The sequence below is a fragment of the Pseudomonas paraeruginosa genome (genome assembly GCF_003025345.2).
Lineage (GTDB): Bacteria > Pseudomonadota > Gammaproteobacteria > Pseudomonadales > Pseudomonadaceae > Pseudomonas > Pseudomonas paraeruginosa.
Genome location: NZ_CP020560.1, coordinates 4,104,055 through 4,126,347, shown reverse-complemented (window position 1 = coordinate 4,126,347; position 22,293 = coordinate 4,104,055). Strand labels below are relative to the sequence as shown.

The 22,293-nt window shown below is 67.7% G+C and carries 22 protein-coding genes and 2 pseudogenes; 11 read left to right on the top strand and 13 right to left on the bottom strand.

What is annotated here, in order from left to right; genetic code table 11:
• The first annotated feature begins 104 nt into the window (after positions 1 to 104).
• Genes fliE through fliJ form a run of 6 tightly spaced genes read left to right on the top strand, consistent with a single transcriptional unit; the run spans position 105 to position 5,879 of the window.
• Positions 105 to 434 (top strand): flagellar hook-basal body complex protein FliE, encoded by a 330-nt coding sequence (gene fliE, locus B7D75_RS19530; RefSeq protein ID WP_003158014.1) that lies wholly within the window; start codon positions 105 to 107, stop codon positions 432 to 434.
• A gap of 22 nt (positions 435 to 456) precedes the next feature.
• Positions 457 to 2,250, top strand: a complete 1,794-nt coding sequence (fliF, locus tag B7D75_RS19525) for a flagellar basal-body MS-ring/collar protein FliF (RefSeq protein WP_012076711.1) — start codon at positions 457 to 459, stop codon at positions 2,248 to 2,250.
• Between the two features lie 5 nt (positions 2,251 to 2,255).
• Entirely contained in the window at positions 2,256 to 3,272 is a 1,017-nt protein-coding gene (gene fliG / locus B7D75_RS19520) for a flagellar motor switch protein FliG (RefSeq protein WP_012076710.1), read from the top strand.
• 1 nt (position 3,273) lies between these two features.
• Positions 3,274 to 4,077, top strand: coding sequence for a flagellar assembly protein FliH (fliH, locus tag B7D75_RS19515; protein WP_003158012.1), 804 nt, complete (start codon positions 3,274 to 3,276; stop codon positions 4,075 to 4,077).
• Positions 4,067 to 5,422 carry a flagellar protein export ATPase FliI gene (gene fliI / locus B7D75_RS19510; RefSeq protein WP_012076709.1) on the top strand — a complete coding sequence of 452 codons (1,356 nt, stop codon included), beginning with the start codon at positions 4,067 to 4,069 and terminating at the stop codon, positions 5,420 to 5,422. Before fliH ends, fliI begins: the two co-directional genes overlap by 11 nt.
• A gap of 13 nt (positions 5,423 to 5,435) precedes the next feature.
• Positions 5,436 to 5,879 carry a flagellar export protein FliJ gene (fliJ, locus tag B7D75_RS19505; protein ID WP_003158011.1) on the top strand — a complete coding sequence of 148 codons (444 nt, stop codon included), beginning with the start codon at positions 5,436 to 5,438 and terminating at the stop codon, positions 5,877 to 5,879.
• A gap of 4 nt (positions 5,880 to 5,883) precedes the next feature.
• On the opposite strand, the gene B7D75_RS19500 is transcribed toward fliJ, so the two are convergent.
• The 3 genes and pseudogenes from B7D75_RS19500 to B7D75_RS19490 all read right to left on the bottom strand — a co-directional run bounded on the left by B7D75_RS19500 (position 5,884) and on the right by B7D75_RS19490 (position 8,462).
• Complete coding sequence (locus tag B7D75_RS19500) at positions 5,884 to 6,597, bottom strand: TorF family putative porin (protein ID WP_003158010.1); 714 nt, start codon at positions 6,595 to 6,597, stop codon at positions 5,884 to 5,886.
• A gap of 396 nt (positions 6,598 to 6,993) precedes the next feature.
• Positions 6,994 to 7,197: pseudogene (locus B7D75_RS19495) on the bottom strand (GGDEF domain-containing protein); the annotation flags it as partial.
• A 113-nt stretch (positions 7,198 to 7,310) separates the two neighbouring features.
• A complete protein-coding gene (locus B7D75_RS19490; RefSeq protein ID WP_043099207.1) occupies positions 7,311 to 8,462 on the bottom strand; it encodes an MFS transporter in 1,152 nt (383 codons plus the stop codon).
• A gap of 89 nt (positions 8,463 to 8,551) precedes the next feature.
• Here B7D75_RS19490 and B7D75_RS19485 point away from each other — a divergent pair, with 89 nt between their 5' ends.
• Positions 8,552 to 9,331, top strand: coding sequence for an AraC family transcriptional regulator (locus B7D75_RS19485; RefSeq protein ID WP_034079590.1), 780 nt, complete (start codon positions 8,552 to 8,554; stop codon positions 9,329 to 9,331).
• A 4-nt stretch (positions 9,332 to 9,335) separates the two neighbouring features.
• Here B7D75_RS19485 and B7D75_RS19480 read toward each other — a convergent pair whose 3' ends face one another.
• Positions 9,336 to 10,046 carry an rRNA pseudouridine synthase gene (locus B7D75_RS19480; protein WP_034079503.1) on the bottom strand — a complete coding sequence of 237 codons (711 nt, stop codon included), beginning with the start codon at positions 10,044 to 10,046 and terminating at the stop codon, positions 9,336 to 9,338.
• 113 nt (positions 10,047 to 10,159) lie between these two features.
• Between B7D75_RS19480 and hcuA the strand changes: the two genes are divergently transcribed.
• Positions 10,160 to 10,783: a hydrophobic compound transporter HcuA gene (gene hcuA / locus B7D75_RS19475; RefSeq protein ID WP_033998743.1), complete on the top strand. Its 624-nt coding sequence runs from the start codon at positions 10,160 to 10,162 to the stop codon at positions 10,781 to 10,783.
• A gap of 97 nt (positions 10,784 to 10,880) precedes the next feature.
• The gene (locus tag B7D75_RS19470) at positions 10,881 to 12,032 is read left to right on the top strand and encodes a PQQ-dependent sugar dehydrogenase (RefSeq protein WP_043099203.1); all 1,152 of its coding nucleotides are present in this window, start codon (positions 10,881 to 10,883) and stop codon (positions 12,030 to 12,032) included.
• Here B7D75_RS19470 and B7D75_RS19465 read toward each other — a convergent pair whose 3' ends face one another.
• Together B7D75_RS19465 and B7D75_RS19460 are read right to left on the bottom strand one after the other, a co-directional pair.
• Positions 12,033 to 12,254: a VF530 family protein gene (locus tag B7D75_RS19465; RefSeq protein WP_003157644.1), complete on the bottom strand. Its 222-nt coding sequence runs from the start codon at positions 12,252 to 12,254 to the stop codon at positions 12,033 to 12,035.
• A gap of 98 nt (positions 12,255 to 12,352) precedes the next feature.
• The gene (locus B7D75_RS19460) at positions 12,353 to 12,544 is read right to left on the bottom strand and encodes a hypothetical protein (protein ID WP_003157643.1); all 192 of its coding nucleotides are present in this window, start codon (positions 12,542 to 12,544) and stop codon (positions 12,353 to 12,355) included.
• Between the two features lie 447 nt (positions 12,545 to 12,991).
• Here B7D75_RS19460 and hcuC point away from each other — a divergent pair.
• Positions 12,992 to 14,757 (top strand): annotated as a pseudogene (gene hcuC, locus B7D75_RS19455) (hydrophobic compound transporter HcuC).
• Between the two features lies 1 nt (position 14,758).
• Here hcuC and B7D75_RS19450 read toward each other — a convergent pair.
• Together B7D75_RS19450 and B7D75_RS19445 are read right to left on the bottom strand one after the other, a co-directional pair.
• A complete protein-coding gene (locus tag B7D75_RS19450) occupies positions 14,759 to 15,094 on the bottom strand; it encodes a lysozyme inhibitor LprI family protein (RefSeq protein WP_003157845.1) in 336 nt (111 codons plus the stop codon).
• Between the two features lie 73 nt (positions 15,095 to 15,167).
• The gene (locus B7D75_RS19445) at positions 15,168 to 17,492 is read right to left on the bottom strand and encodes an LTA synthase family protein (RefSeq protein WP_107114341.1); all 2,325 of its coding nucleotides are present in this window, start codon (positions 17,490 to 17,492) and stop codon (positions 15,168 to 15,170) included.
• 251 nt (positions 17,493 to 17,743) lie between these two features.
• Between B7D75_RS19445 and B7D75_RS19440 the strand changes: the two genes are divergently transcribed.
• Positions 17,744 to 18,583, top strand: a complete 840-nt coding sequence (locus B7D75_RS19440) for a CvfB family protein (protein WP_012076700.1) — start codon at positions 17,744 to 17,746, stop codon at positions 18,581 to 18,583.
• Between the two features lie 12 nt (positions 18,584 to 18,595).
• On the opposite strand, the gene B7D75_RS19435 is transcribed toward B7D75_RS19440, so the two are convergent.
• The 5 genes from B7D75_RS19435 to B7D75_RS19415 all read right to left on the bottom strand — a co-directional run bounded on the left by B7D75_RS19435 (position 18,596) and on the right by B7D75_RS19415 (position 22,272).
• On the bottom strand, positions 18,596 to 18,970 hold the full coding sequence (locus B7D75_RS19435) for a hypothetical protein (RefSeq protein WP_012076699.1): 375 nt from the start codon (positions 18,968 to 18,970) through the stop codon (positions 18,596 to 18,598).
• A gap of 110 nt (positions 18,971 to 19,080) precedes the next feature.
• The gene (locus tag B7D75_RS19430) at positions 19,081 to 19,635 is read right to left on the bottom strand and encodes a hypothetical protein (RefSeq protein ID WP_012076698.1); all 555 of its coding nucleotides are present in this window, start codon (positions 19,633 to 19,635) and stop codon (positions 19,081 to 19,083) included.
• A 273-nt stretch (positions 19,636 to 19,908) separates the two neighbouring features.
• Positions 19,909 to 20,418, bottom strand: a complete 510-nt coding sequence (locus B7D75_RS19425) for an OmpA family protein (RefSeq protein ID WP_033998752.1) — start codon at positions 20,416 to 20,418, stop codon at positions 19,909 to 19,911.
• The gene (tpbB, locus tag B7D75_RS19420) at positions 20,390 to 21,694 is read right to left on the bottom strand and encodes a diguanylate cyclase TpbB (RefSeq protein WP_034079510.1); all 1,305 of its coding nucleotides are present in this window, start codon (positions 21,692 to 21,694) and stop codon (positions 20,390 to 20,392) included. Before tpbB ends, B7D75_RS19425 begins: the two co-directional genes overlap by 29 nt.
• A complete protein-coding gene (locus tag B7D75_RS19415; protein ID WP_034079511.1) occupies positions 21,694 to 22,272 on the bottom strand; it encodes a YfiR family protein in 579 nt (192 codons plus the stop codon). Before B7D75_RS19415 ends, tpbB begins: the two co-directional genes overlap by 1 nt.
• Positions 22,273 to 22,293: the final 21 nt, after the last annotated feature.

The window sequence follows — 22,293 nt, the reverse complement described above, 5'->3', positions numbered from 1 at the left end:
GCACGTTGGCGTCGGGCCTTGGGTCGACTTGGCACCCTTGTTGCTAACTCCTCTGCAAAGTGCCGGGCGGCGTCAAAAAAGCCGCGGCTGTTGGAGGAAGAGTCATGAGTCAGGGTGTCGAGTTCAATCGTCTGATGCTGGAAATGCGCTCCATGCAAATGGAAGCCATGGCCAAGGCCAAACCGGTTCAGGCGCCGGCCGAAGCGGGGGCGCCGAGCTTCTCGGAGATGCTCTCCCAGGCCGTGGGCAAGGTGAACGAGACCCAGCAGGCCTCCACCGCCATGGCCAACGCCTTCGAGGTGGGCCAGAGCGGCGTCGACCTGACCGACGTGATGATCGCCAGCCAGAAGGCCAGCGTGTCGTTCCAGGCCATGACCCAGGTGCGCAACAAGCTGGTCCAGGCCTACCAAGACATCATGCAGATGCCGGTCTGAGCGGCGCGAGGATAACTAGGTCATGGCCGATGCACTGATCGACAGCCAGGTTCCCGCCAAGAGCGGCGGTGCCGGGATGCTGAAGAAGTCCTTCCCGGGACTGTCGTTCCTCGACAACCTTTCCGAGATGACCATGCTGCGCCAGATCGGCCTGCTGGTCGGTCTCGCCGCCAGCGTGGCGATCGGCTTCGCCGTGGTGCTCTGGTCCCAGCAGCCGGACTACAAGCCGCTCTATGGCAGCCTCAACGGGGTCGACGCGAACCGCGTGGTGGAAGCGCTGACCGCGGCGGACATTCCCTACAAGGTCGAGCCCAACTCCGGCGCGCTGCTGGTCAAGGCCGACGATCTTGGCCGCGCGCGGATGAAGGTGGCTTCCGCCGGCGTGGCGCCGACCGACAACAACATCGGTTTCGAGATCCTCGACAAGGAACAGGCGCTGGGCACCAGCCAGTTCATGGAGGCGACCAACTACCGGCGCGGCCTGGAAGGCGAACTGGCGCGCACCGTGTCGAGCCTGAACAACGTCAAGGCGGCCCGTGTGCACCTGGCGATCCCGAAGAGCTCGGTATTCGTCCGCGATGACCGCAAGCCCAGCGCCTCGGTGCTGGTCGAGCTGTATCCTGGGCGCAGCCTGGAGCCGAGCCAGGTGATGGCGATCGTCAACCTGGTCGCCACCAGTGTGCCGGAACTGGACAAGTCGCAGGTCACCGTGGTGGACCAGAAGGGCAACCTGCTCTCCGACCAGCAGGAGCTGTCCGAGCTGACCATGGCCGGCAAGCAGTTCGACTTCACCCGGCGCATGGAAGGCCTGCTCACCCAGCGCGTGCACAACATCCTGCAACCGGTGCTGGGCAACGGCCGCTACAAGGCCGAGGTGTCCGCCGACGTGGACTTCAGCGCGGTCGAGTCGACCTCGGAGATGTACAACCCGGACCAGCCGGCCCTGCGCAGCGAACAGCGCAACAACGAGGAGCGGCAGAACTCCTCCGGCCCGCAGGGCGTGCCGGGGGCGTTGTCGAACCAGCCGCCGGGGCCGGCCACCGCGCCGCAGCAGGCTACCGCTGGCGCGCCGGCCGACTACGTCGCGCCGGGCCAGCCGCTGAAGGACGCCAACGGCCAGACCATCATCGACCCGAAGACCGGCAAGCCGGAACTGGCGCCGTACCCGACCGACAAGCGCGACCAGACCACCCGCAACTACGAACTGGATCGCTCGATCAGCTACACCAAGCAGCAGCAGGGGCGCCTGCGCCGGTTGTCGGTGGCGGTGGTGCTGGACGACCAGATGAAGGTCGATGCGAAGACCGGCGAGGTCAGCCACCAGCCCTGGAGCGCCGACGAACTGGCGCGCTTCACCCGCCTGGTGCAGGACTCGGTCGGCTACGACGCCAGTCGCGGCGACAGCGTCAGCGTGATCAACGCGCCGTTCGCCCCGGCCCAGGCCGAGGAGATCGACAGCATTCCGTTCTATTCGCAGCCGTGGTTCTGGGACATCGTCAAGCAGGTGCTCGGCGTGCTGTTCATCCTCGTCCTGGTGTTCGGCGTGCTGCGTCCGGTGCTGAGCAACATCAGCGGCGGCGGCAAGGGCAAGGCGTTGGCCGACGGCGGCCGCGACGGCGACCTGGCGCTGGGCGACAGCGGCCTGGAGGGCTCGCTGGCCGACGATCGGGTCAGCATCGGCGGGCCGTCGAGCATCCTCCTGCCGAGCCCCACGGAGGGGTATGATGCGCAACTGAACGCGATCAAGAACCTGGTCGCACAGGACCCGGGCCGCGTCGCCCAGGTCGTGAAAGAGTGGATCAACGCCGATGAGTGAGCGCCATGAGTGAGAACCGTCTCGCCGCCAAACTGACCAAGGTCGACAAGGCCGCCATTCTGCTTCTCTCGCTCGGCGAGACCGACGCGGCGCAGGTCCTGCGGCACATGGGGCCGAAAGAGGTGCAGCGGGTCGGCGTGGCCATGGCCTCGATGCGCAACGTGCATCGCGAGCAGGTCGAGCAGGTGATGGGCGAGTTCGTCGAAGTGGTGGGCGACCAGACCAGCCTCGGCGTCGGCGCCGACGGCTATATCCGCAAGATGCTCACCCAGGCCCTTGGCGAGGACAAGGCGAACAACCTGATCGACCGTATCCTGCTCGGCGGCAGCACCAGCGGCCTGGACAGCCTGAAATGGATGGAACCGCGCGCCGTGGCCGATGTGATCCGCTACGAGCACCCGCAGATCCAGGCCATCGTGGTCGCCTACCTCGATCCCGACCAGGCCGCGGAGGTGCTCAGCCATTTCGACCACAAGGTGCGCCTGGACATCGTCCTGCGCGTGTCCTCGCTGAACACCGTGCAGCCGTCGGCGCTGAAGGAACTCAACCTGATCCTGGAGAAGCAGTTCGCCGGCAATTCCAACTCCACCCGCACCACCATGGGCGGGGTCAAGCGCGCGGCGGACATCATGAACTACCTCGACAGTTCGATCGAGGGCCAGCTGATGGACTCGATCCGCGAGGTCGACGAAGACCTGTCCGGGCAGATCGAGGACCTCATGTTCGTCTTCGACAACCTCGCCGACGTCGACGACCGCGGCATCCAGGCATTGCTCCGGGAAGTCTCCTCGGATGTCCTGGTGCTGGCGCTCAAGGGCTCCGACGAGGCGATCCGCGAGAAGGTCTTCAAGAACATGTCCAAGCGCGCCGCCGAACTGCTGCGCGACGACCTGGAGGCCAAGGGGCCGGTACGGGTCAGCGAGGTGGAAGGTGCGCAGAAGGAAATTCTCACCATCGCCCGGCGCATGGCCGAGGCTGGCGATATCGTCCTCGGCGGCAAGGGTGGCGAGGAGATGATCTGAGGTGGCGCCCCATGACAAGGACAAGGACGATTCCAGCGAACTGATCCGCGGCAAGGCCGTGGCCGCCTTCGATCTCTGGTCGCTGCCCAGTTTCGACGAGCCGCGCGAGGAACCTGCCGTCGCGCCGCCGGAGACGCCGGCGGTGGAAGCCGAACCGGCGCCAGCGGCGGTCGAGGAGGTCGAGCTGGAAACCGTCAAGCCGCCGACGCTGGAAGAGATCGAGGCGATCCGCCAGGACGCCTACAACGAAGGATTCGCCACCGGCGAGCGCGACGGCTTCCATGCCGGCCAGCTGAAGGCCCGGCAGGAGGCCGAGGAAGCGCTGAAGGAGCGCCTGGAGAGCCTCGAGCGCCTGATGGGCCAGCTTCTGGAACCGATCGCCGAGCAGGACACGCTGATCGAGCAGGGGCTCGTCAGCCTGGTCAACCATGTCGCCCGCCAGGTGATCCAGCGCGAGCTGCACATGGACTCCAGCCAGATCCGCCAGGTCCTGCGCGAAGCGCTGAAGCTGCTGCCGATGGGCGCAGAGAATATCCGCATCCATGTCAATCCGCAGGACTTCGAGCGAGTCAAGGCGTTGCGCGAGCGCCACGAGGAAAGCTGGCGGATCCTCGAGGACGATGCGCTGCTGCCGGGCGGCTGCCGCATCGAGACCGAGCACAGCCGTATCGACGCGAGCATCGAGACGCGCCTGGCACAGGCGGTGAAGCAACTGTTCGAGCAGCAGCGCGAACAGGCCACCCATCCGCTGGCCAGCGATATCCGCATTGATCTCGACGCTCCCGGAGACGTCGATGCGTCTTGAGCGCACCAGCTTCGCCCGGCGTCTGGAAGGCTACACCAATGCGGTCTCGCTGCCGGCCCAGCCGGTGGTCGAGGGCCGCCTGCTGCGCATGGTCGGCCTGACCCTCGAGGCCGAGGGCCTGCAGGCCGCGGTGGGCAGCCGTTGCAACGTGATCAATGAAAGCGGCTACCACCCGGTGCAGGTGGAGGCCGAAGTGATGGGTTTTTCCGGTAGCAAGGTGTACCTGATGCCGGTCGGCAGCCTCGCCGGCATCGCTCCTGGTGCGCGGGTCGTGCCGCTGCCGGATACCGGGCGCCTGCCGATGGGCATGTCGATGCTCGGCAGGGTGCTCGACGGCGCCGGCCGCGCCCTCGACGGCAAGGGCGGGATGCGCGCCGAAGACTGGGTGCCGATGGACGGCCCGACGATCAACCCGCTCAAGCGCCATCCGATCAGCGAACCGCTGGACGTCGGCATCCGCTCGATCAACGGCCTGCTCACGGTCGGCCGCGGCCAGCGCCTCGGCCTGTTCGCCGGCACCGGCGTGGGCAAGTCGGTGCTGCTGGGGATGATGACCCGCTTCACCAGGGCCGACATCATCGTCGTCGGGCTGATCGGCGAGCGCGGCCGCGAGGTGAAGGAGTTCATCGACGAGATTCTCGGCGAGGAGGGCCTCAAGCGTTCCGTGGTGGTCGCCTCGCCGGCCGACGATGCGCCGCTGATGCGCCTGCGCGCGGCGCAGTACTGCACGCGGATCGCCGAGTATTTCCGCGACAAGGGCAAGAACGTCCTGCTGCTGATGGATTCGCTGACCCGCTACGCCCAGGCCCAGCGCGAGATCGCCCTGGCGATCGGCGAGCCGCCGGCGACCAAGGGCTATCCGCCGTCGGTGTTCGCCAAGCTGCCGAAACTGGTGGAACGCGCCGGCAACGCCGAAGCCGGGGGCGGCTCGATCACCGCGTTCTACACCGTGCTTTCCGAGGGCGACGACCAGCAGGACCCGATCGCCGACGCCGCCCGCGGCGTGCTCGACGGCCACTTCGTGCTGTCCCGGCGGCTGGCCGAGGAAGGCCACTACCCGGCCATCGACATCGAGGCCTCGATCAGCCGGGTGATGCCGCAGGTGGTCGAGCCCGGGCACCTGCGCGACGCGCAGCGTTTCAAGCAGCTGTGGTCGCGTTACCAGCAGAGCCGTGACCTGATCAGCGTCGGCGCCTACGTCGCCGGCGGCGACGCCGAGACCGACCTGGCCATCGCGCGCTTCCCGGCGATGCGCCAGTTCCTGCGCCAGGCCCTGGACGAAAGCGAAAGCCTGGCGGACAGTCGTGCGCGCCTGGCGAGCCTGCTCGCCGGCGGCCAGGCCTGAGGCGCGCTGAGGCATGGAGAAGCGCGCGGCGCGGCTGGCGCCGGTGGTGGACATGGCCAGCAAGGCCGAGCGCGACGCCGCGACCCAGTTGGGCAACTGCCAGCAGCAGTTGCTTGCGGCACAGCAGAAGCTGGCGGAGCTGGAACGCTACCGCAACGACTACCAGCAGCAATGGATCAGCCAGGGCCAGAAGGGCGTCAGCGGCCAGTGGCTGATCAACTACCAGCGCTTTCTTTCACAGCTGGAAACGGCCGTCGTCCAGCAGGCCAACAGCGTGAACTGGCATCGCGAAGCGGTGGACAAGGCACGGCTCAACTGGCAGGAGAAGTACGCCCGCCTGGAAGGCCTGCGCAAGCTGGTCGAGCGCTACCTGGAAGAGGCGCGCCAGGCCGAGGACAAGCGCGAGCAGAAACAGCTCGACGAACTCGCCCAGCGTACCCGCCGCCAGGACGACTGACGGCTCAGAAGAACGGACGCGATGCCTTGAGCATGAAGGTGGTGTCGCAGTAGCTGTTGTGTCCCGAGTAGGCGCTGCAATCGCTGCCGGTCAGGCTGGTGCCGCTGTAGGACAGGTTCAGGTCGATGCCCAGCCAGGGCCGCGACAGGTTCACCGACCAGTCGTTGAACACGCTCACATAGCCCCCGCCACCGAGGCTCGCCGGATTGTCCAGGCGATGGTTGCCGTATTTCAGGGTGACGTCGAAACCGAACGGCGGATTGACCCCGAGGTCGGCGAACAGGGTGGTGTCGTTGCGTCCCGGGTCGCTGCTGAAGGCCGCGCCGAGGCGGCTGCCGAACACCGACAGGCCGCCGTAGAGTTCGGCGGCGTCGTTGGCCGGCTGCTCCGGACGACTATAGCGGATCAGCCCCATCTCGTAGCCCAGGCGATTGTTCAGCGGACGCTTGAAGCCGGCGTAGGAGTCGATCTCGGTGGGCTTGCCGGGATCGAGGTTGGAGGTCCAGTTGCCGATGTACCAGCCGCTTTCGTGGCTGAGGTCGAGGCCGCCGTGGAAGCTGCCGGAGCTGCCCGGAGTGACCAGGCCCTGGGCCATGCTGCGGGTCGGGCTGGTCGCCAGTTTCAGTTCGAAGTCGCCCAGGTCGCGGGCCATTACCTGGGCCAGGGCCGAGGTGCTGGCGAGCAGGGCACAGGTGAGCACGAGCAGGTGCTTGAGCATGGTTCTCCCCTGGTGATGCGGACAACGGCGCTGCGCCGTTCTTCCCGCGCCATGCCAACGGCCAGGCCATGGCGCTGGGCCAGGCGAGGTCGGCAGGTTGGATGGGCGGGAAGAGCGGCGTGCTAGAGCGCCACGAACCATCTTAACCAAGGTTCGGCCCGGGGCCCGACCGCTCGTCAGGCACGAACGATTATTTGTTACCGCAGGCTTTCCGCGCGATTGGCCAGGCGCGCCACTTCAACCCGGTTGCGACCGCTGCTCTCGGCCCGGTACAAGGCCTGGTCGGCGGTGCTGTAGAGTCTGGCCTGGGCACCGCTGCCGAGGCTCGCCGCGCCGTTGCAGGTCGGCCTGGGCGTGGTCCGTCGCCACTTCGAAGGCGAGCATGGCCAGGCCAGGGATGATCTCCTGGCGCCAGGGCTGGTGGTCGGGGTCGGCGCGGAAGCCCCTGAGGGAGGACACCAGGATATGCACCAGGTTGACCGGCGCCGTCAGCAGTGCGAGGCAGGTCGGTCGTGCCAGGTTTTCCCGGGCGATGGGAATGGCCAGGGACGAATTCACCTCGATCGCGTGCTGGATCGATTCGAGCCTCGTTCTGGCCACGTGCGGCGGTCCTGCATGGGCGTTGTGCCATCAGGGCATGGCAGCGGCATGGAGGGTTCCTCATCCCTGTCTCCAGGCCGGTCGTCCGTTTTGCATGGGCGTACCTGGCCACTTCAGTCCGGCAGGCCGGAGGCCAGGATCAGCGCGACCAGCCCGAGGACGCTCCAGTATGTGGCCAGGGGCCCGGCGTGGTCGAACGGCAGCAGGGTGGAGCAGGCCAGGCCCAGGCCGATCAGCAGGTAATAGGCGAGGCCGAACAGGGCGCCGGCGCGGCCCCGGCAATCGGCATAGGCGTGCAGCGCCGGCCCCAGCAGATTGGGGATCGCCAGGCCGAAGCCGATGAAGATCGGCAGGGCCGGCGCGGCCCAGGCCAGTCCGTGGGCGTATCCCGCGAGCGCCAGCAACGTCTGCGCCGCCGCCCCGCCGGCCGCCAGCGCCAGGCCCAGGCGTACCCGACGGCCGCTGGGCCAGCCTGGCGGCAGGCGTCGGTTGAGCAGCGCGCCGAGGCTCCCGGCCAGGGCGATGGCCAGGCCGACCCAACCGAAGCCCAGCCAGGGCAGGTTGCCGACCATGAACGGGCCCGCGGCGTAGAAGGAAAACACCAGCACGTTCAGCACCGCCACCAGCAGCGCGCGCTTCTGCAACAGGCGGTCGGCGAGCGCCCGCCGGCACACCGCCAGGGTTCCCGGACCCGCTGCCGCCGGCGCATGGGTTTCCGGCCAGCGCAGGGCGACCAGCGCCAGTAGCGTGGCGAGTAGCGCGGCAAGGGCGGCGAACACCGCCGGGTGGCCGCCCAGGTCGGCCAGCCACTGGCCGCTGACGGGACCGACGGCCGGCGACCAGGCCAGCACCGCGCCCAGGGTGACGAAATAGCTCATCAGCGCCGGCCCGTGCAGCACGTCGCGCAGGCTGGTCTGCACCGTCACCGAGCAGGTCGCCAGGCCCAGCCCCTGCAGCGCGCGACAGGCGAGCAGGCTGGCGTAGTCTGCGCTGGCCCAGGCGCCGAGGGTCGCCAGCGTGGCCAGGCCGAGCCCGCCGAGCAACGCCGGGCGGCGGCCGAGATGGTCGGCCAGCCAGCCCCAGAGCCAGATGCCCGGGGCGAAGCCGACGAAGAACAGCGCCATGGTCCATTGGCTGGTGGCGCCGTCCAGCTGCCAGTGGCGCGCGAGCGCCGGCAGGGCGGGCGAGAGAATGGTTTCGGCGGCCTGCGGCAGGGCGAGCAGGACGATCACCAGCGGCAGGGGAGGACAGGTACGCTCGGACATGGGCTCTCCGGAAAAAAGAGCCAAGCCTAGGCGGCATGTCGCTGGCAGAATGCAGCGGTCAGGACAGGAAACATCGCGAAGAGGACAAGATGCCGCGTTACCCCTACGAACAGGTCGATGATCCCGACCTCGCCCGTTGTCCGGTGGTCGGCCTAGAGGTCGACAGCAGCGGCCACCGCAGTGACTGGCATTGCCATCGGCGCGCGCAGTTGCTGTACATGGCCGCCGGCAGCGTCACGCTGTACTTCGCCGAGCGCATCTGCCAGCTGACTCCGCTCCAGGCCGCCTGGCTGCCCGCCGGAGTGCCGCACCGCACGGTCCTGCATGGGCGTTTCGCCTACCGCAGCCTGTATTTCGCGCCGGAGGCGTTCAGCGACCTGGCGCAGGTGGCGCGGGTGGTGGAGGTCAATCCGCTGTTGCGCGAGTTGATCCTGCGCATGACCGGCTGGGCCGCCGATCTCGAGCTGGAAGGTCGGCACCGGACGCTGCTGCGCGCCCTGTTCGAGGAGCTGGCGGCGGCGCCGGAACAGGCCGCGAGCCTGCCGTTGCCGCGCGACCCGCGGGCGCTGCGGGTGGCCGAGGCGCTGCTGGCGCAACCGGCCGAGGGCCGTGGCATCGACGCCTGGGGACACGAGGTGGGGGCCAGCGGGCGGACCCTGGCGCGCCTGTTCGGTGACGAGACCGGCCTCAGCTTCGCCCGCTGGCGGACCCAGGCGCGCCTGTTCGAAGCGCGCCGGCGACTGGCCGAAGGGCGTTCGGTGACCGAGGTCGCCCACGCCCTGGGCTATGCCAGCGACAGCGCATTCATCGCCATGTACCGGCGGGTTTGCGGGCAGTCCCCGGGACGGGCGCTGCGTGGCGCGGACTGAGGCGTCAGAAGCGCTCGTGGACGCCGAGGTAGCGCCATTCTCCGGGTGGCAGCCTGGCCAGCGACAGTGCGCCGATGCGCAGGCGGCGGATGCCGCGTACCTCCAGTCCCTCGCTTTCGCACATGAAGCGCAACTGGCCGGGCTGGGCACCTTTGAGGGCGAAGCGCAGGTGGTTTTCGTTCTGCCAGCTGACCTTGCATGGCGGCAGTGCCCGGCCGCGGTAGGCAAGACCATGGCGTAGCCGTTCGAGACCGCCGGGAGGCAGTTCTCCGGCGACTTCCACGAGATATTCCTGTTCGATCCGCGCGCCGTCCTCGACCAGTTTGCGCAGCACGCCATGTTGCTGGCTGAACACCAACAGGCCGGACGCCTCGGTATCCAGCGGGATCGTCGCGCGTTGCCGGGCGAAATGCTTCTTCAGCGGCCGCAGGACGCTGGCGTCGGCCTCCCAGCGGTGCGCCGCGACCAGCAGCCGGGCGGCTTCGTCCTCCCGGCAACCGGCCGGCTTGTGCAGCAGCAGGGTGACCGGCGCGAGCGGCTCGGGACGGGCCCCGGGAAGCAGCTCCACGCGCTGGTCGAGCACCTTGAACTGTGGCTCCTCGACCACCGTGCCGTCGACGCTGACCCAGCCTCCCTCGATGTACAGCTCGGCCTCGCGGCGCGAGCAGGCGATGAGTTCGACGAGGCGTCTGGACAGGCGGATCGGTTCGGTCATGGCGGGGAGCACTGGCGTGGCGGGCCGCCAGTGTACCCGTTGGCGCGGCTGGCGCCGAGGAATGATTCGTCCGGCGGTCGGTCCCAACAGAAGGAACCTGTCGGGAGAAACCTATGCATTCACGCCTGATCGATGGCCTGGAGTGGGACCTGGACGAGGACGGCAGCGGCAGCCTGTGCAACGTCCATGGCGACAAGGTGCACCTGCGCCAGGGCGACATGGACGGCGCCTGCGGACCCTACTGCCTGGTCATGGCGATGCTGGTCCGCGGCCAGTTGCGCCGGCGCCAGGCCAAGGGCCTGGAGCGGGTCGATAGCCGCAGCCGCTATGGGCGCCTGATGAAAGCGCTCGGCCAGCACGGTCCCCTGCTGCGGGTGGGCACCACCGGCGTCGACCTGCTGGAGCTGCTGGCGCAGATCAACGATACCGAGCACTTCGCCCTGAAGGGCGAGGGGCGCCTGCTGGTCCGGCGCACCAGGGAATACCTGCAGGGCGGTTATCCGGTGGTGCTGGGCTTCCACGGACGCAAGGGCAGCGACATCCGCCACTGGGGCCTGGCCATCGGCATGAGCGAGCGCGCCTTCCTGCTCCTCGACCCGGCCCACGACCTGCCGCGCGGCCAGGCCTGGAACGCGGTGATCAGCAGCGAGGCGCATGGCTCGCGCTTCGGTTATCGCTACATCAACGCCAAGGGCACCTGGGCGGTGACCCTCAAGGAAATGGTCGCGCTGCTCTGAGAGCTGCGGCGGGTTTTGTTACAGCCCGTGTGCAAGCGCGCAAACGCGATGGATCAGCGACTAGAGTGGTGTTTTTCCGCTTGGAAGGAGAGAACCCATGCCGGGCCTGTCTATGCGCGCTATCCTGCTGAGCGCCGTTGCGCTGCTCGCTCTCCCGGCACAGGCGGTGGACGCCGGCCGCCACGCCAGCGAACTGGGCAGCGTCGAAGTCACCCCGGTGGTCGGCGGGCTGGCCTATCCCTGGGCCGTGGCCTTTCTCCCTGGCAACGGCGGCATGCTGGTCACCGAGCGTCCCGGTCGCCTGCGTCTCGTCAGCCCGGCGGGCGAGCTGTCGGCGCCTCTGGAAGGCGTGCCGAGGGTCTTCGCCAGCGGCCAGGGCGGCCTGCTCGACGTGGCCCTGTCGCCAGGTTTCGCCGAGGACCGGCTGGTCTACCTGACCTACGCCGAGGCTGGCGCCGATGGCCGCGCCGGGACCACCGCCGGACGCGGGCGGCTGTCGGCGGACAAGCGCCGGCTGGAGAACTTCCAGGTGATCTTCCGGCAACTGCCCAAGCTGTCCAGCGGCCATCACTTCGGCTCGCGGCTGGTCTTCGACGGCCATGGCCACCTGTTCATCGCGCTGGGCGAGAACAACCAGCGCAGCACTTCTCAGGACCTCGACAAGCTGCAGGGCAAGATCGTCCGGTTGTATCCGGATGGCGGCATTCCCAAGGACAATCCCTTCGTTGGTCGCGCCGACGCGCGCCCGGAAATCTGGAGCTATGGCCACCGCAACCAGCAGGGCGCCGCGCTGAATCCCTGGACCGGCCAGCTCTGGACCCACGAGCACGGGCCGCGTGGCGGCGACGAGATCAACATTCCCCGGGCCGCGGGGAACTACGGCTGGCCGCTGGCGACCCACGGCATCAACTACACCCTGCTGCCGATCCCCGAGGCCAGGGGCAAGACCGTCGAGGGCAGCGAGGCGCCGCATCACGTCTGGGAGAAATCGCCGGCGATCAGCGGCATGGCGTTCTACGACGCGACACGCTTCCCAGCCTGGCAGCACAACCTGTTCATCGGCGCGCTGGCGACGCAGGAACTGATCCGCCTGCAACTCGACGGTGAGCGGATCGTTCACGAGGAACGCCTGCTGGGCGATCTAGGGGTGCGCATCCGCGATGTGCGGCAGGGACCGGACGGCTATCTCTACCTGCTCACCGACCAGAAGGACGGGCAACTGCTGCGCCTGGGGCTGCTGCCGAAATGATCAGCCCTGGCTGCGCTTGAGCCGGACGTACAGCGCCTCGACCTTTTCCCGGGCCCAGGGCGTCTTGCGCAGGAAGGCCAGGCTGGACTTGATGCTCGGGTCGTTCCTGAAGCAGCGGATATCGACGCGCCTGGCGAGCTCCGCCCAGCCGTGATGGGCGACCAGTTCGGTGAGCAGTCTTTCCAGGGTAACGCCGTGCAGCGGATCGGGGTGGCTGGCCATGGGGCAATCGGGACTCGGGCATGAAAAAGGGGATGGAGCGTGGCACATCTGCGTGCCGGCCAGCCATCCCCTTCGGTGTTCCCGCTACGGACGGGTGATCAGCGCTTCTTGCTGATGGTGATCTGCCGGGAAGGCCCATAGACCTGGCCGCTGACGCCCTTGGCGATCTTCTGGATCTCGCCGCCGGCCTGGAGGAAGGCGGCGACCTGCGCTTCGATGGACTCGCGGGTTTCCACCGCGGGAGCCGGCTTGGCGACTTTCGGAGCGACGGTTTTCTTCATGATGGCCATATCCGGGGACCTGTCTCTGCATTAAATATGGCCGTTCATTATAACCGAAGCGGGGTTTTATTTCATCTTGAATATTATCGATCAGATTTCGGGCGTAACCTGCTGTTTTCCATAAAGACCGTTAGCCAATACCCGAGAAGCACGCTGCGGTATTTCCAGCGGCCTTGCTTGGCGTGGACCGCGCATGGCGAGGCGCGGGAAGATTCCGAGAGTGAGGTTCTACGCTGCGCTGAAGAATGGCGCTGTTTATTTATCCCGATATAGGCGGGTGTGCTCTGCATCGCTTATTCCGAGTTGTCCGGAAAGTTGCTTCGGGTTATTGGGTGAAGTTGTGTGAAACATGTGTTTTCCAGTTGCTCTGGAAGATACTTCGCCAATGACCGCGCATCGCTTCCTCCCGTCTCCCGGTGCTAACCTGCTGCACCCCGAGCCGAACGCGAGCGCCGCATGCCTGCCATCCTGTCTTCCCGCCAGCGCAACGCCCTGCGCCTGGCCTGGCGCTTCATGGCGCCCTATCGCTGGCGCATGCTGGGTGCCCTGGCGGCGCTCCTGTTCACCGCGGCGATCACCCTGTCCCTCGGCCAGGGCATCCGCCTGCTGGTGGACCAGGGATTCCTCACCGCTTCGCCGGAACGACTCGATCGCTACATCCTGCTGTTCTTCCTGCTGGTGCTCGGCCTGGCGCTGGGCACCTTCGTGCGCTTCTACCTGGTGTCATGGATCGGCGAACGCTTCGTCGCGGACATCCGCAAGCGCGTATTCGACCACCTGATCGAGCTGCATCCCGGCTTCTACGAAACCAACCGCAGCTCCGAAATCCAGTCGCGCCTGACCGCCGACACCACCCTTTTGCAGACGGTGATCGGCTCTTCGCTGTCGATGGCCCTGCGCAACGCCCTGATGCTGGTCGGCGGGGTGCTGTTGATGTTCGTCACGAACGCCAAGCTGACCAGCATCGTGGTACTGGCGTTGCCGCTGGTGATCGCGCCGATCCTACTGTTCGGTCGCCGCGTGCGCAGCCTGTCGCGGGAAAGCCAGGACCGGGTGGCCGACGTCGGCAGTTATGTCGGCGAGACCCTCGGCCAGATCAAGACGGTACAGGCCTACAATCACCAGGCGCAGGACCGCCAGCGCTTCGCCGGCACCGTCGAGCGAGCCTTCGACACCGCGCGCAGGCGCATCGCCCAGCGTGCCTGGCTGGTCACTGTGGTGATCGTGCTGGTGCTCGGCGCGGTCGGGGTGATGCTCTGGGTCGGTGGCCGTGACGTGATCGCCGGTAGCATCTCCGCCGGCGAACTGGCCGCCTTCGTCTTCTACAGCCTGGTCGTCGGCATGGCCTTCGGTACGCTCAGCGAAGTGATCGGCGAGCTGCAGCGCGCCGCCGGCGCCGCGGAGCGCATCGCCGAACTGCTCGGGGCTCGCAGCCAGATCCGCCCGCCAGCTCAGCCGCTGGTCCTGCCGGCGCGGGTGAGCGGACGACTCGAACTGCAAGGGGTGAGCTTCGCCTATCCGACCCGCCCTGCGCAGTGGGCCATCGACGACATCAGTCTGGTCGTCGAGCCGGGGGAAACCCTGGCCCTGGTCGGTCCTTCCGGGGCCGGCAAGTCGACCCTGTTCGACCTGCTGCTGCGCTTCTTCGATCCGCAGCAGGGGCGGCTGTTGCTGGACGGTCAGCCGATCGTCGAGCTGGACCCGGCCGACCTGCGCCGCTGCTTCGCCCTGGTTTCGCAGAACCCCGCGCTGTTCTTCGGCAGCGTGGAAGACAACATCCGCTACGGCCGCCCCGGCGCCAGCGCCGCCGAGGTCGAGGCCGCGGCGCGGGCGGCGCATGCCCACGAGTTCATCCTGCGTTTGCCGCAGGGCTACGCCACTCATCTGGGCGAGGGCGGCATCGGCCTCTCGGGGGGCAGCGCCAGCGCCTGGCGATCGCCCGCGCGCTGCTGGTGGACGCGCCGCTGCTGCTGCTCGACGAAGCCACCAGCGCGCTGGATGCGGAAAGCGAACACCTGATCCAGCAAGCCCTGCCCAGCCTGATGAGCGGGCGCACCACCCTGGTGATCGCCCACCGCCTGGCCACGGTACAGAGTGCCGATCGCATCGCGGTGATCGACCAGGGCCGGTTGGTGGCGATCGGCAGCCATGCCCGGCTGATCGCCGAGAACCCGCTGTATGCGCGCTTGGCGGAGTTGCAGTTCGCCGTCGCCGGTCGCTAGTTCAGAGCGGCTTGTCGATGCCCGCGTACTGCTTGTCCAGCTCGCCGATGCGCTGCGCGTAGGCGCGGGACAGGCACCCGGTGTCGCCGCCGCAGCGGCGCCGCTCCTGTAGCCAGGCCTGCTGCCGGTCCTGCATCGCGCCACGTCCGCCCATGGCGAACAGGCCGCGCAGGAAGCGGTATTTCACGCTCATCTCGACGTCCTGGTCATTGAGCGCGCGGTTGGCGCAGATGGCTTTTTCATCGGCCCGCGTGGCTTTCTCGCAGTCGAAACTGGCCGCATGCGCCAGGGGGGCCAGCAGGATGCCGGCCAGGGCCGGGAATAGCAGATGCTTCATGCCGCTCTCCGTTGCGTTTCATTCGAAGCTTCGACGCCGGCGCGGGAGACGGGTTCGGCCGCGCGCGGCAAGGTCAGTGGGAGAGGATCAGGGCCTTCTGTTCGGGAATGACGGTGCGCTCGCGCGGGTTGTCCGCGCCTTCCGTTTCCTCCGCCTCGGGGCGGTTGGCGAACAGGCTCTTCAAGGTGCTCAGCAGCGGCCGATCCACGCCTTGCCCGGCGAGTTGGCCGCGGCTTTCCGGTGGCTCCGGATTGGCCACGGTGACCACGTGGAAATCGCTGATCTCGATGATCCCGCGCCCCTCGGCGAGCAGGTGGAAGGAAAAGGCCTTGCGCGCCTCGGGGTTGTCGAAGGCGAAGCTCAACTCCAGCGGCTTGCCCTTGAGCAGGCGCGGGAGCTCCGGCACCGGGATCGGCACGTCGCGCTCGAACTCCTTGGTCTTGAGCGTCACCCGGGCGCCGCTGCGGTCCATCTGCAGGGCGCGGATCTTCAGGTTGACCGTGGTCCGGCTGTTCTTCGGCATCTCCAGGTATTGCGCGCCGATCAGGTTGTCGGTCCAGTCGTTGTGGCTTTCCGGCTTCAGGCGGATACGCTCGCGGGTGGCGAACTGGAATTCCTGGCCCAGCGGGCTGCCCAGCTGCACGGAGTGGTCGAGGACCGCGGCGCGCTGGCTGACTAGGCGTGCCTGGCGACCGCCGAAGCGGCCAAGGAACTCGGCCTCGTCGGCGATGAAGCCCTCGCTGCGGTAGCGCCGGCAGGTCTGCTGGAAGTCGCACTCGACGAAGGTGTCCTTGCCGTCGTGGTGGCGCAGCAAACCGTTGGTGTAGGACATCATTTCGCGACCGCTGGCGTAGTCGCGGAACAGCGAACGTCCGGAAATCCCCGTCGGCACCCGGTAGCCGAAGTAGTCGAGCACCGAGGCGGTGAGGTCGACATGACCGTAGACGCCGCTCTTGATCGGCGGCAGCGCCGCCTGTTCCGGCGCCAGCACCAGATTGAAGCCCCAGGCCGAGGCGAGGCGCACATGGTCGACGCCATGGGACTCGTCGGACGTGAGGATCACCAGGGTGTCGCGCAGCACACCCTGCTTTTCCAGGTCGGCGAGGAAGGCGTCGATCGCGTCGTCGAGATAGGCCACCGCGGCCTGCTTGGCGCTCGGGTAGCGCGCCAGGTAGTCGGCGGGGGCGGAGTAGGGCTGGTGGGTACCGACGGTGAGCAGGGTCAGCATCCAGGGTTTCTTCTGCTGGCGCAGTTGTTTCACGTAGGTCGCGGCGCCTTCGAAGAAGGCCTTGTCGTCCATGCCCCAGGGGAATTCCAGGTAGGACCTGTTGCGGAACCAGTCGCGCCCGAGGGTCTTGTCGAAGCCCATCTGCGGCATGACCTTGTCCTTGGCCATGAAGCGCAGGCCGGCACCCTGCAGGAAGTGCGTGCTGAATCCGTGCTGGCGCAGCTGGCTGGGCAGGCACTCCCTGGCCCGGGTCGGGTTGTTCAGCAGCTCGACGCCCTTCGGGGTGCCCGAGTCGAGCTTGCTGTAGTCGCCGCAGAGCATGGCGTAGAGGCCGCGGATGGTCTGGTGGCTGTGCAGCACGTAGTCCGGGGTGGTCATCGCCCGCTCGGCCCAGCCGCTCAACCTGGGCATCAGCGCTTCGTGGTAGCTGCTGTTGATGGCCGCGCGGTTGGCGGCGATGTAGGCGCCGGGAATCCCCTCCATGGCCACGATCAGGACGTTGCGCGCACGTCCGCCGCCAGCCAGCAGGGGGGCGCCGGAAAGATCGAGCTGGTTGAGGCCAGCGACGTCCGGCGGGGTCTCCGGGCGATCACCGGCGAGCCAGTCCTCGGCCGCCAGCTGGCCGCTGCTGAACGCACCGGCCAGCAGCTTGTGCGGCAGGTTGTATTGGTACCACTGGTCGGCGTCGCTCGGCCGCAGGTACTGCAGGCCGACATGGGCGGCGAGGAAGGCCGCCGGCAGGGCATAGGCGTAGCGCGGCAGGCGCGGACCGCGGCGACGCCAGAGCAGTACGCAGAGCAGCAGCGCGCCGCCGAGGCCGAGCGCCAGCGGCAGGTGGGCGAGGCCGCCGCCCTGGGTCGAGCTGCTGACGAACTGCGGATCGAGCAGGTACTTCAGGTCGGAGGGTTCCGGCATGCGGCCGACCGCGCCGACCAGTTCGGCGGTACCGATCAGCAACAGGCACCACAGCGCCATCACCGGCAGCGCCAACCACAGCGAGCGGCGGTGCAGAAACAACGCCAGCAGGCTGCCGAGGGCGAGGTCGGAGAGGTAGCCGGAGGGCGACGACCAGCCGAGCCAGTAGCGGGCCGCGAGGGGGGCGGCCATGAACAGCGCGGTCAGCGCAAGAAGCGAGCCGCACGATGAGAGCCAACGGCTGAATGGGCGCACAGGAACTCCTGGTGAACGGAGGCGATCCTTTATAAGGATGTTCCAAAAAAGAATTAAAGATTAACGATTTTGAAACATCGTTGTGCTTGCTGCCAGTAGACAGTCGGCATTTGGGAAATTTCCGCGTGCTTCAGGATGTTTCGGCCTGAACGGTCGCGCGGACGATGAGCGGCGCCGGTGCCGTGGCAAAAACTTCAGCCCGGACCCGGCGCCGGCGGTAGAATGCCGCCCCTTCGACAGAAGGAGTCAGCATGGCGGTCATCGGGCGTTTCAATTCCCTGCAGGTGGTCAAGCACACCGAGTTCGGGCTGTACCTCGACGGTACCCAGCACGGCGAGATCCTCCTGCCCAGGCGCTATGTGCCGAAGGACCAGCCCAGCGAGGTGGGCGACTGGCTCAACGTATTCATCTACCTGGACAGCGACGATCGCCTGATCGCCACCACCCAGACGCCGAAGGTCCAGGTCGGCGGTTTCGCCAGCCTGAAAGTGGTGGAGATCAACCGGATCGGCCTGTTCCTCGACTGGGGCCTGCCCAAGGACCTGCTGCTGCCGCACTCGGAAGAGAAGCGGCCGCTGCAGGTCGGCGACTACTGCGTGGTCTACGTCTACCTGGACAAGCGCACCAACCGCATCACCGCCACCGCCCGCCTCGACCGCCAGCTGGACAACGTTCCGCCGCGCTACAGCGTCGGCCAGGCGGTCGACCTGCTGGTGGTGGAGCGGACCGAGATGGGCTTCAAGGCAATCATCGAGGGCAAGCACTGGGGCCTGATCCACAAGAACGAGGCGTTCCGCTTCCTCCGCAGCGGCATGCGCGAGCAGGGCTACATCAGGGAACTGCGCGCGGACGGCAAGATCGCCCTGAGCCTGCAGCCGGTCGGTGCCGAGGCTGCCGTGGAACTCAGCCAGCAGATCCTCGCCCGGCTGCTGGAAGCCGGCGGCAGCCTGCCGCTGAGCGACAAGAGCTCGCCGGAAGACATCCACCGGCTGTTCGGGGTCAGCAAGGGTACCTTCAAGAAGGCCATCGGCGGCCTCTACAAGAAAGGCCTGATCCTGATCCACCCGGAGCGCATCGAACTGCAGCGCTGAAGCCGCCGCCGCTCAGGGCTGCAGGAACGCGGCGAAGTCCAGCCCGGTGCCACCCGGACGGATATCGCGCAGGCGCCTGCCGGCGTCGGCGCTCAGTTCCAGGCTCAGGGTCGGCCGGCGGGCGTTCTTGTCGCGCAGCTCCAGGCCTTCCTGCTGCTGGCGGAGAAAGCTGGTAGGCACCTTCAGGTGCTCCACGGCGTCGCCGGCCGGGCTCAGCAGCAACAGGTTGAGGAACTTGCCGGTCTTCAGCTGGCTCAGCGGGATATCGAACCACCAGGCATTCTTGCTCTTGTTGAAACGGGCGAGCAGGGTGTTGCCGGAGTCCAGCACGGACATGCCCAGGGCCTGGTTGAGCTGCGCGATGGCTGCGGCTTTATCGAGTTTCATGGAGTTTCCTGACGGGCCGCGCCGGCCGGGATGGCGGGCGGCTAGCCGGCTATTCTAGCAGTCACTGGCCAGGCCAGGGCCGGCCGCCGAGAAGGCGCAGGCCCCGACGCTCAGACCATCCGCCGGAACTGCCGCCAGCGCTGCTGCCAGCCCGTCAGCAGCGGCGAGGCGGCGCTGCCGGTGCCGGCGTCCTGCAGGCGCGGGTGATGGCTGACGACATTGGCCAGGATCGGTTCCTGGGCGCTTTTCACGTCGACGAAGAACAGGTGCTGGCCCTGCCGCAGGCGCTCCTCGAAGGGACGGAAGGCACTGTTCGGCCGTTGCAGGCCGAAGAAGCTGCCCTCCCACAGGCAGAAGGCGCAGAGCACGGCGCCGAGGAACAGCACTGGGATCCAGCCGGCGGCGGTTTCGGTCCAGCCGCTGGCGTAGGCGGCAGCCACCGCGACGATGGCCAGGGCCAGGCCGATCAGCAGGCCGACGCGGCCAGAACGGACCACGTCCTTTTTCATGAATGGCGAGACTTCGTGCAGGTGGTGCCGGCCGGCTTCCGCATCCTCGTCGCTGAGGACGTGGATCTGCTCGGTGGCGATGCCGCTGGCTTCCAGTTCGGCTTCGAGCCGTTCCAGCTCGTCGAGGTTGTCGCTGATGTAGTAATGCCGCTTCATGGCATGCCTCCCATCGTCTGACGGCCTGTTCCGTGGGTGAACAGGCGAAGGTGGATACCCCCTGTCGGTGGACCCCGGGCGTCCGCAAGCGGCGGGTGGGGCGGGGTCGTTCGTTGTTTATGCGGCATCCAGTCCGGCATTCCCGGCAACGACGGTCGGGACGCCAGGCCACTGGCGCCTCCCTTCAACATAGGCCGGAAGCGGAATACCGGTGGTGCGGGGCGATGGACGGGCCGGGTACGGGTGGGCCGTACGCAGCTCGCGAGCGCAGGTCTACCCGGCGGGAACGATGATCGCGACGCGGCGGTTCTCGCTGCGTCCGGCGCGGGTCTTGTTGTCCGCCACCGGCCTGCTCATGCCCAGGCCGCGGACCTCGATGTTGGCCGCCGGCATGCCGGCCTCGCGGAACACCGCGGCCACCGACTCGGCGCGGCGCTCGGACAGCTTCAGGTTGTAGCCTTCGTCGCCGTAGTTGTCGGTGTGCCCTTCCAGGCGGACCTTGTCGATGCCTACGTCGAGCAGGGCGCGGGCGATCTTCGTCAGGGTGGTGCGGCTGTCCGGATTGAGGCGATCGAGGTTGTTGCCGAACAGCACCTTGCTCGACATGCCGAACTCCCAGCCCTCGTCGCGGAGTTCGAAGCCCTGTTCCTGGAGCACGGCGATCTGCTCCGCGGTCAGGCCGGTCGTCTGCGGCGGCTTGGTCTGGCAGCCGGCCAGGCCGAGCAGCAGGCCGAACAGGGCGAGGATGAGCAATCTACTTGGGTGGAGCCTCTGGGGTAGCACGGTCTATCTCCTTTTCTTGCTGCAGGATGCGGGGGTCGTTGAGGTCCGCCAGGCGTCGGCTGCCGCGGGCCTGGCGCTTGGCGATGTACATCGCCATGTCGGCGTCGTGGAGCAGCGCCGCGGGGCTGTCCGCGTGATCGGGATAGAGAGCGATGCCGATGGTCAGCGAAGTGCTCACGGTGCTGCCGTCGCCCAGGCGGATTGGCGCCTGCATGCTGGCGATGATGTTGTCGGCGATGCGCAGGGCGTCGGAGCCGGAGGCCAGCGGCGCGAGCAGCACGGCGAATTCGTCGCCACCCAGGCGCGCCACCAGGTCGCTCTCGCGCAACTGGCCGCGGATGCGCATGGCGATGTTGACCAGCACGGTGTCGCCGGCTGCATGGCCGAGACGGTCATTGATCTCCTTGAAGCGGTCGCTGTCGATGAACAGCACCGCCAGTTGTTCGCGATGCTGCATGGCGTCGCGCAGGGCGCGGCTCAGGCGGCCCTCGAAGAACGCGCGGTTGGGCAGGTTGGTCAGGCTGTCGTGATGGGCCAGGTGCGCCAGCGAAGCGTTCTCGTCCCGCAGGCGCGCCTGCCAGGACTCGAGCTCGTCGAGCAGGGCGTTGAAGTCCTCGCCCAACTGGCTCAGCTCGGCGATGGCGGCCTCCGGCACGCGTTTCTCGAAGTCGCGCTCGCGGCGCACGGTATGCGCGACCCGGGCGAGCTGGTCGAGCGGTCCGACGATGCCGCGGACCAGGCGCCGCGACAGGTAGAAGGCGCCCAGCGCGGTGAGCAGCAGGCAGAGGATCATCCCGGCGAAGCCGGTGAGCAGGAAGCGCAGCAGGCTGCCGCCGGAACCCTTGACTTCCACCGAGCCGATCCTCTGCCCTTCGTGGAGGATCGGCTGCTCGGTCGGCGCGCTGAGCAGCCAGTGTGCCAGTTGCTGTTCCATGAGGTGCAGCGGCCCGGTGCTTTCCCGGTGCCAGCTGGCCAGGGTCCGGCCCTGCCTGTCGTAGACGATGGCGCTGGAGACCTCCTCGCTGGACGCGATGAGTGCCAGGGACTCCTCGGCGGCCTGGGCGTCGCCGAAGACCACCGCGGCCTCGACGGTATAGCTGATCGAGCGGGCGATCAGTTGCTGGTTGGGATCGGCGTAGGCGCGCAGGGTCAGCAGCCCGACCAGGGTCACCGCCAGCCCGGCGGTGAACACGGCGACCAGTGCCACTCCCAGGTGCGCGCGATAGAGCACCCGGCGCAGGGAAGGATTGGAGCCCGTATAGCGACGACGATTCATCACGGGGTAGCCTGCCGCCTTGCCAGTTTCAGTACGCTCGGGTGGACGCGTACGCCGCTGCGGGCGATGGAGTCGAGGTTGACCTCGAAGGTGATGCGCGGGCCGCCGACATTGAGGCAGAACATGCTGCCGACGCTGCACTCGCTGCCGCGTTCGCTGATCGACAGCACCGGGTGCCCGGCCAGGCTGTGGAACACCTGCCGGCGTTCGCGTTCGTCGACCACCCCCAGGTAGATCACGTTGCACAGCGTGCCGAGCCCGGGGCTGTCCACCGCGCGGCGCTCCACCTGTACCCGGCGACCATTGGCCTGGACCATGCCGCGGAGCATGCCGTCGGCGTACTCGGTCGGACCGACCACGCACAATTGCAGGACCGTGGGCTCCTTGGGCCAGCGCACGTAGCTGAAGATACCCAGCAGTACCTGGCTCACCGCGTTGCTGCGCTGTTCCACCGAGACCCGCGCCTCCTCCGCCCACAGCCGGCCGCCGCACAGGCACAGGCCCGCCAGAACCAGCCAGGCGAGGGTGCGCCTGTACGGGTCGAGGGTCTGCGAGGCAGGCGATCCGAACGCAAGCAAAAAGGGATTCCTCCAGGGAAA

Excerpts from the sequence above, each read along its gene's own strand:
- B7D75_RS19490 (WP_043099207.1), bottom strand. The coding sequence starts at position 8,462 with ATGTCCGAGCGTACCTGTCCTCCCCTGCCGCTGGTGATCGTCCTGCTC.
- B7D75_RS19470 (WP_043099203.1), top strand. The coding sequence starts at position 10,881 with ATGCCGGGCCTGTCTATGCGCGCTATCCTGCTGAGCGCCGTTGCGCTG.
- B7D75_RS19430 (WP_012076698.1), bottom strand. The coding sequence starts at position 19,635 with ATGAAGCGGCATTACTACATCAGCGACAACCTCGACGAGCTGGAACGG.
- B7D75_RS19500 (WP_003158010.1), bottom strand. The coding sequence starts at position 6,597 with ATGCTCAAGCACCTGCTCGTGCTCACCTGTGCCCTGCTCGCCAGCACC.
- B7D75_RS19465 (WP_003157644.1), bottom strand. The coding sequence starts at position 12,254 with ATGGCCAGCCACCCCGATCCGCTGCACGGCGTTACCCTGGAAAGACTG.
- hcuA (WP_033998743.1), top strand. The coding sequence starts at position 10,160 with ATGCATTCACGCCTGATCGATGGCCTGGAGTGGGACCTGGACGAGGAC.
- fliE (WP_003158014.1), top strand. The coding sequence starts at position 105 with ATGAGTCAGGGTGTCGAGTTCAATCGTCTGATGCTGGAAATGCGCTCC.
- fliF (WP_012076711.1), top strand. The coding sequence starts at position 457 with ATGGCCGATGCACTGATCGACAGCCAGGTTCCCGCCAAGAGCGGCGGT.
- fliJ (WP_003158011.1), top strand. The coding sequence starts at position 5,436 with ATGGAGAAGCGCGCGGCGCGGCTGGCGCCGGTGGTGGACATGGCCAGC.
- B7D75_RS19460 (WP_003157643.1), bottom strand. The coding sequence starts at position 12,544 with ATGGCCATCATGAAGAAAACCGTCGCTCCGAAAGTCGCCAAGCCGGCT.
- B7D75_RS19440 (WP_012076700.1), top strand. The coding sequence starts at position 17,744 with ATGGCGGTCATCGGGCGTTTCAATTCCCTGCAGGTGGTCAAGCACACC.
- B7D75_RS19450 (WP_003157845.1), bottom strand. The coding sequence starts at position 15,094 with ATGAAGCATCTGCTATTCCCGGCCCTGGCCGGCATCCTGCTGGCCCCC.
- fliG (WP_012076710.1), top strand. The coding sequence starts at position 2,256 with ATGAGTGAGAACCGTCTCGCCGCCAAACTGACCAAGGTCGACAAGGCC.
- B7D75_RS19480 (WP_034079503.1), bottom strand. The coding sequence starts at position 10,046 with ATGACCGAACCGATCCGCCTGTCCAGACGCCTCGTCGAACTCATCGCC.
- tpbB (WP_034079510.1), bottom strand. The coding sequence starts at position 21,694 with ATGAATCGTCGTCGCTATACGGGCTCCAATCCTTCCCTGCGCCGGGTG.
- B7D75_RS19435 (WP_012076699.1), bottom strand. The coding sequence starts at position 18,970 with ATGAAACTCGATAAAGCCGCAGCCATCGCGCAGCTCAACCAGGCCCTG.
- fliI (WP_012076709.1), top strand. The coding sequence starts at position 4,067 with ATGCGTCTTGAGCGCACCAGCTTCGCCCGGCGTCTGGAAGGCTACACC.
- B7D75_RS19485 (WP_034079590.1), top strand. The coding sequence starts at position 8,552 with ATGCCGCGTTACCCCTACGAACAGGTCGATGATCCCGACCTCGCCCGT.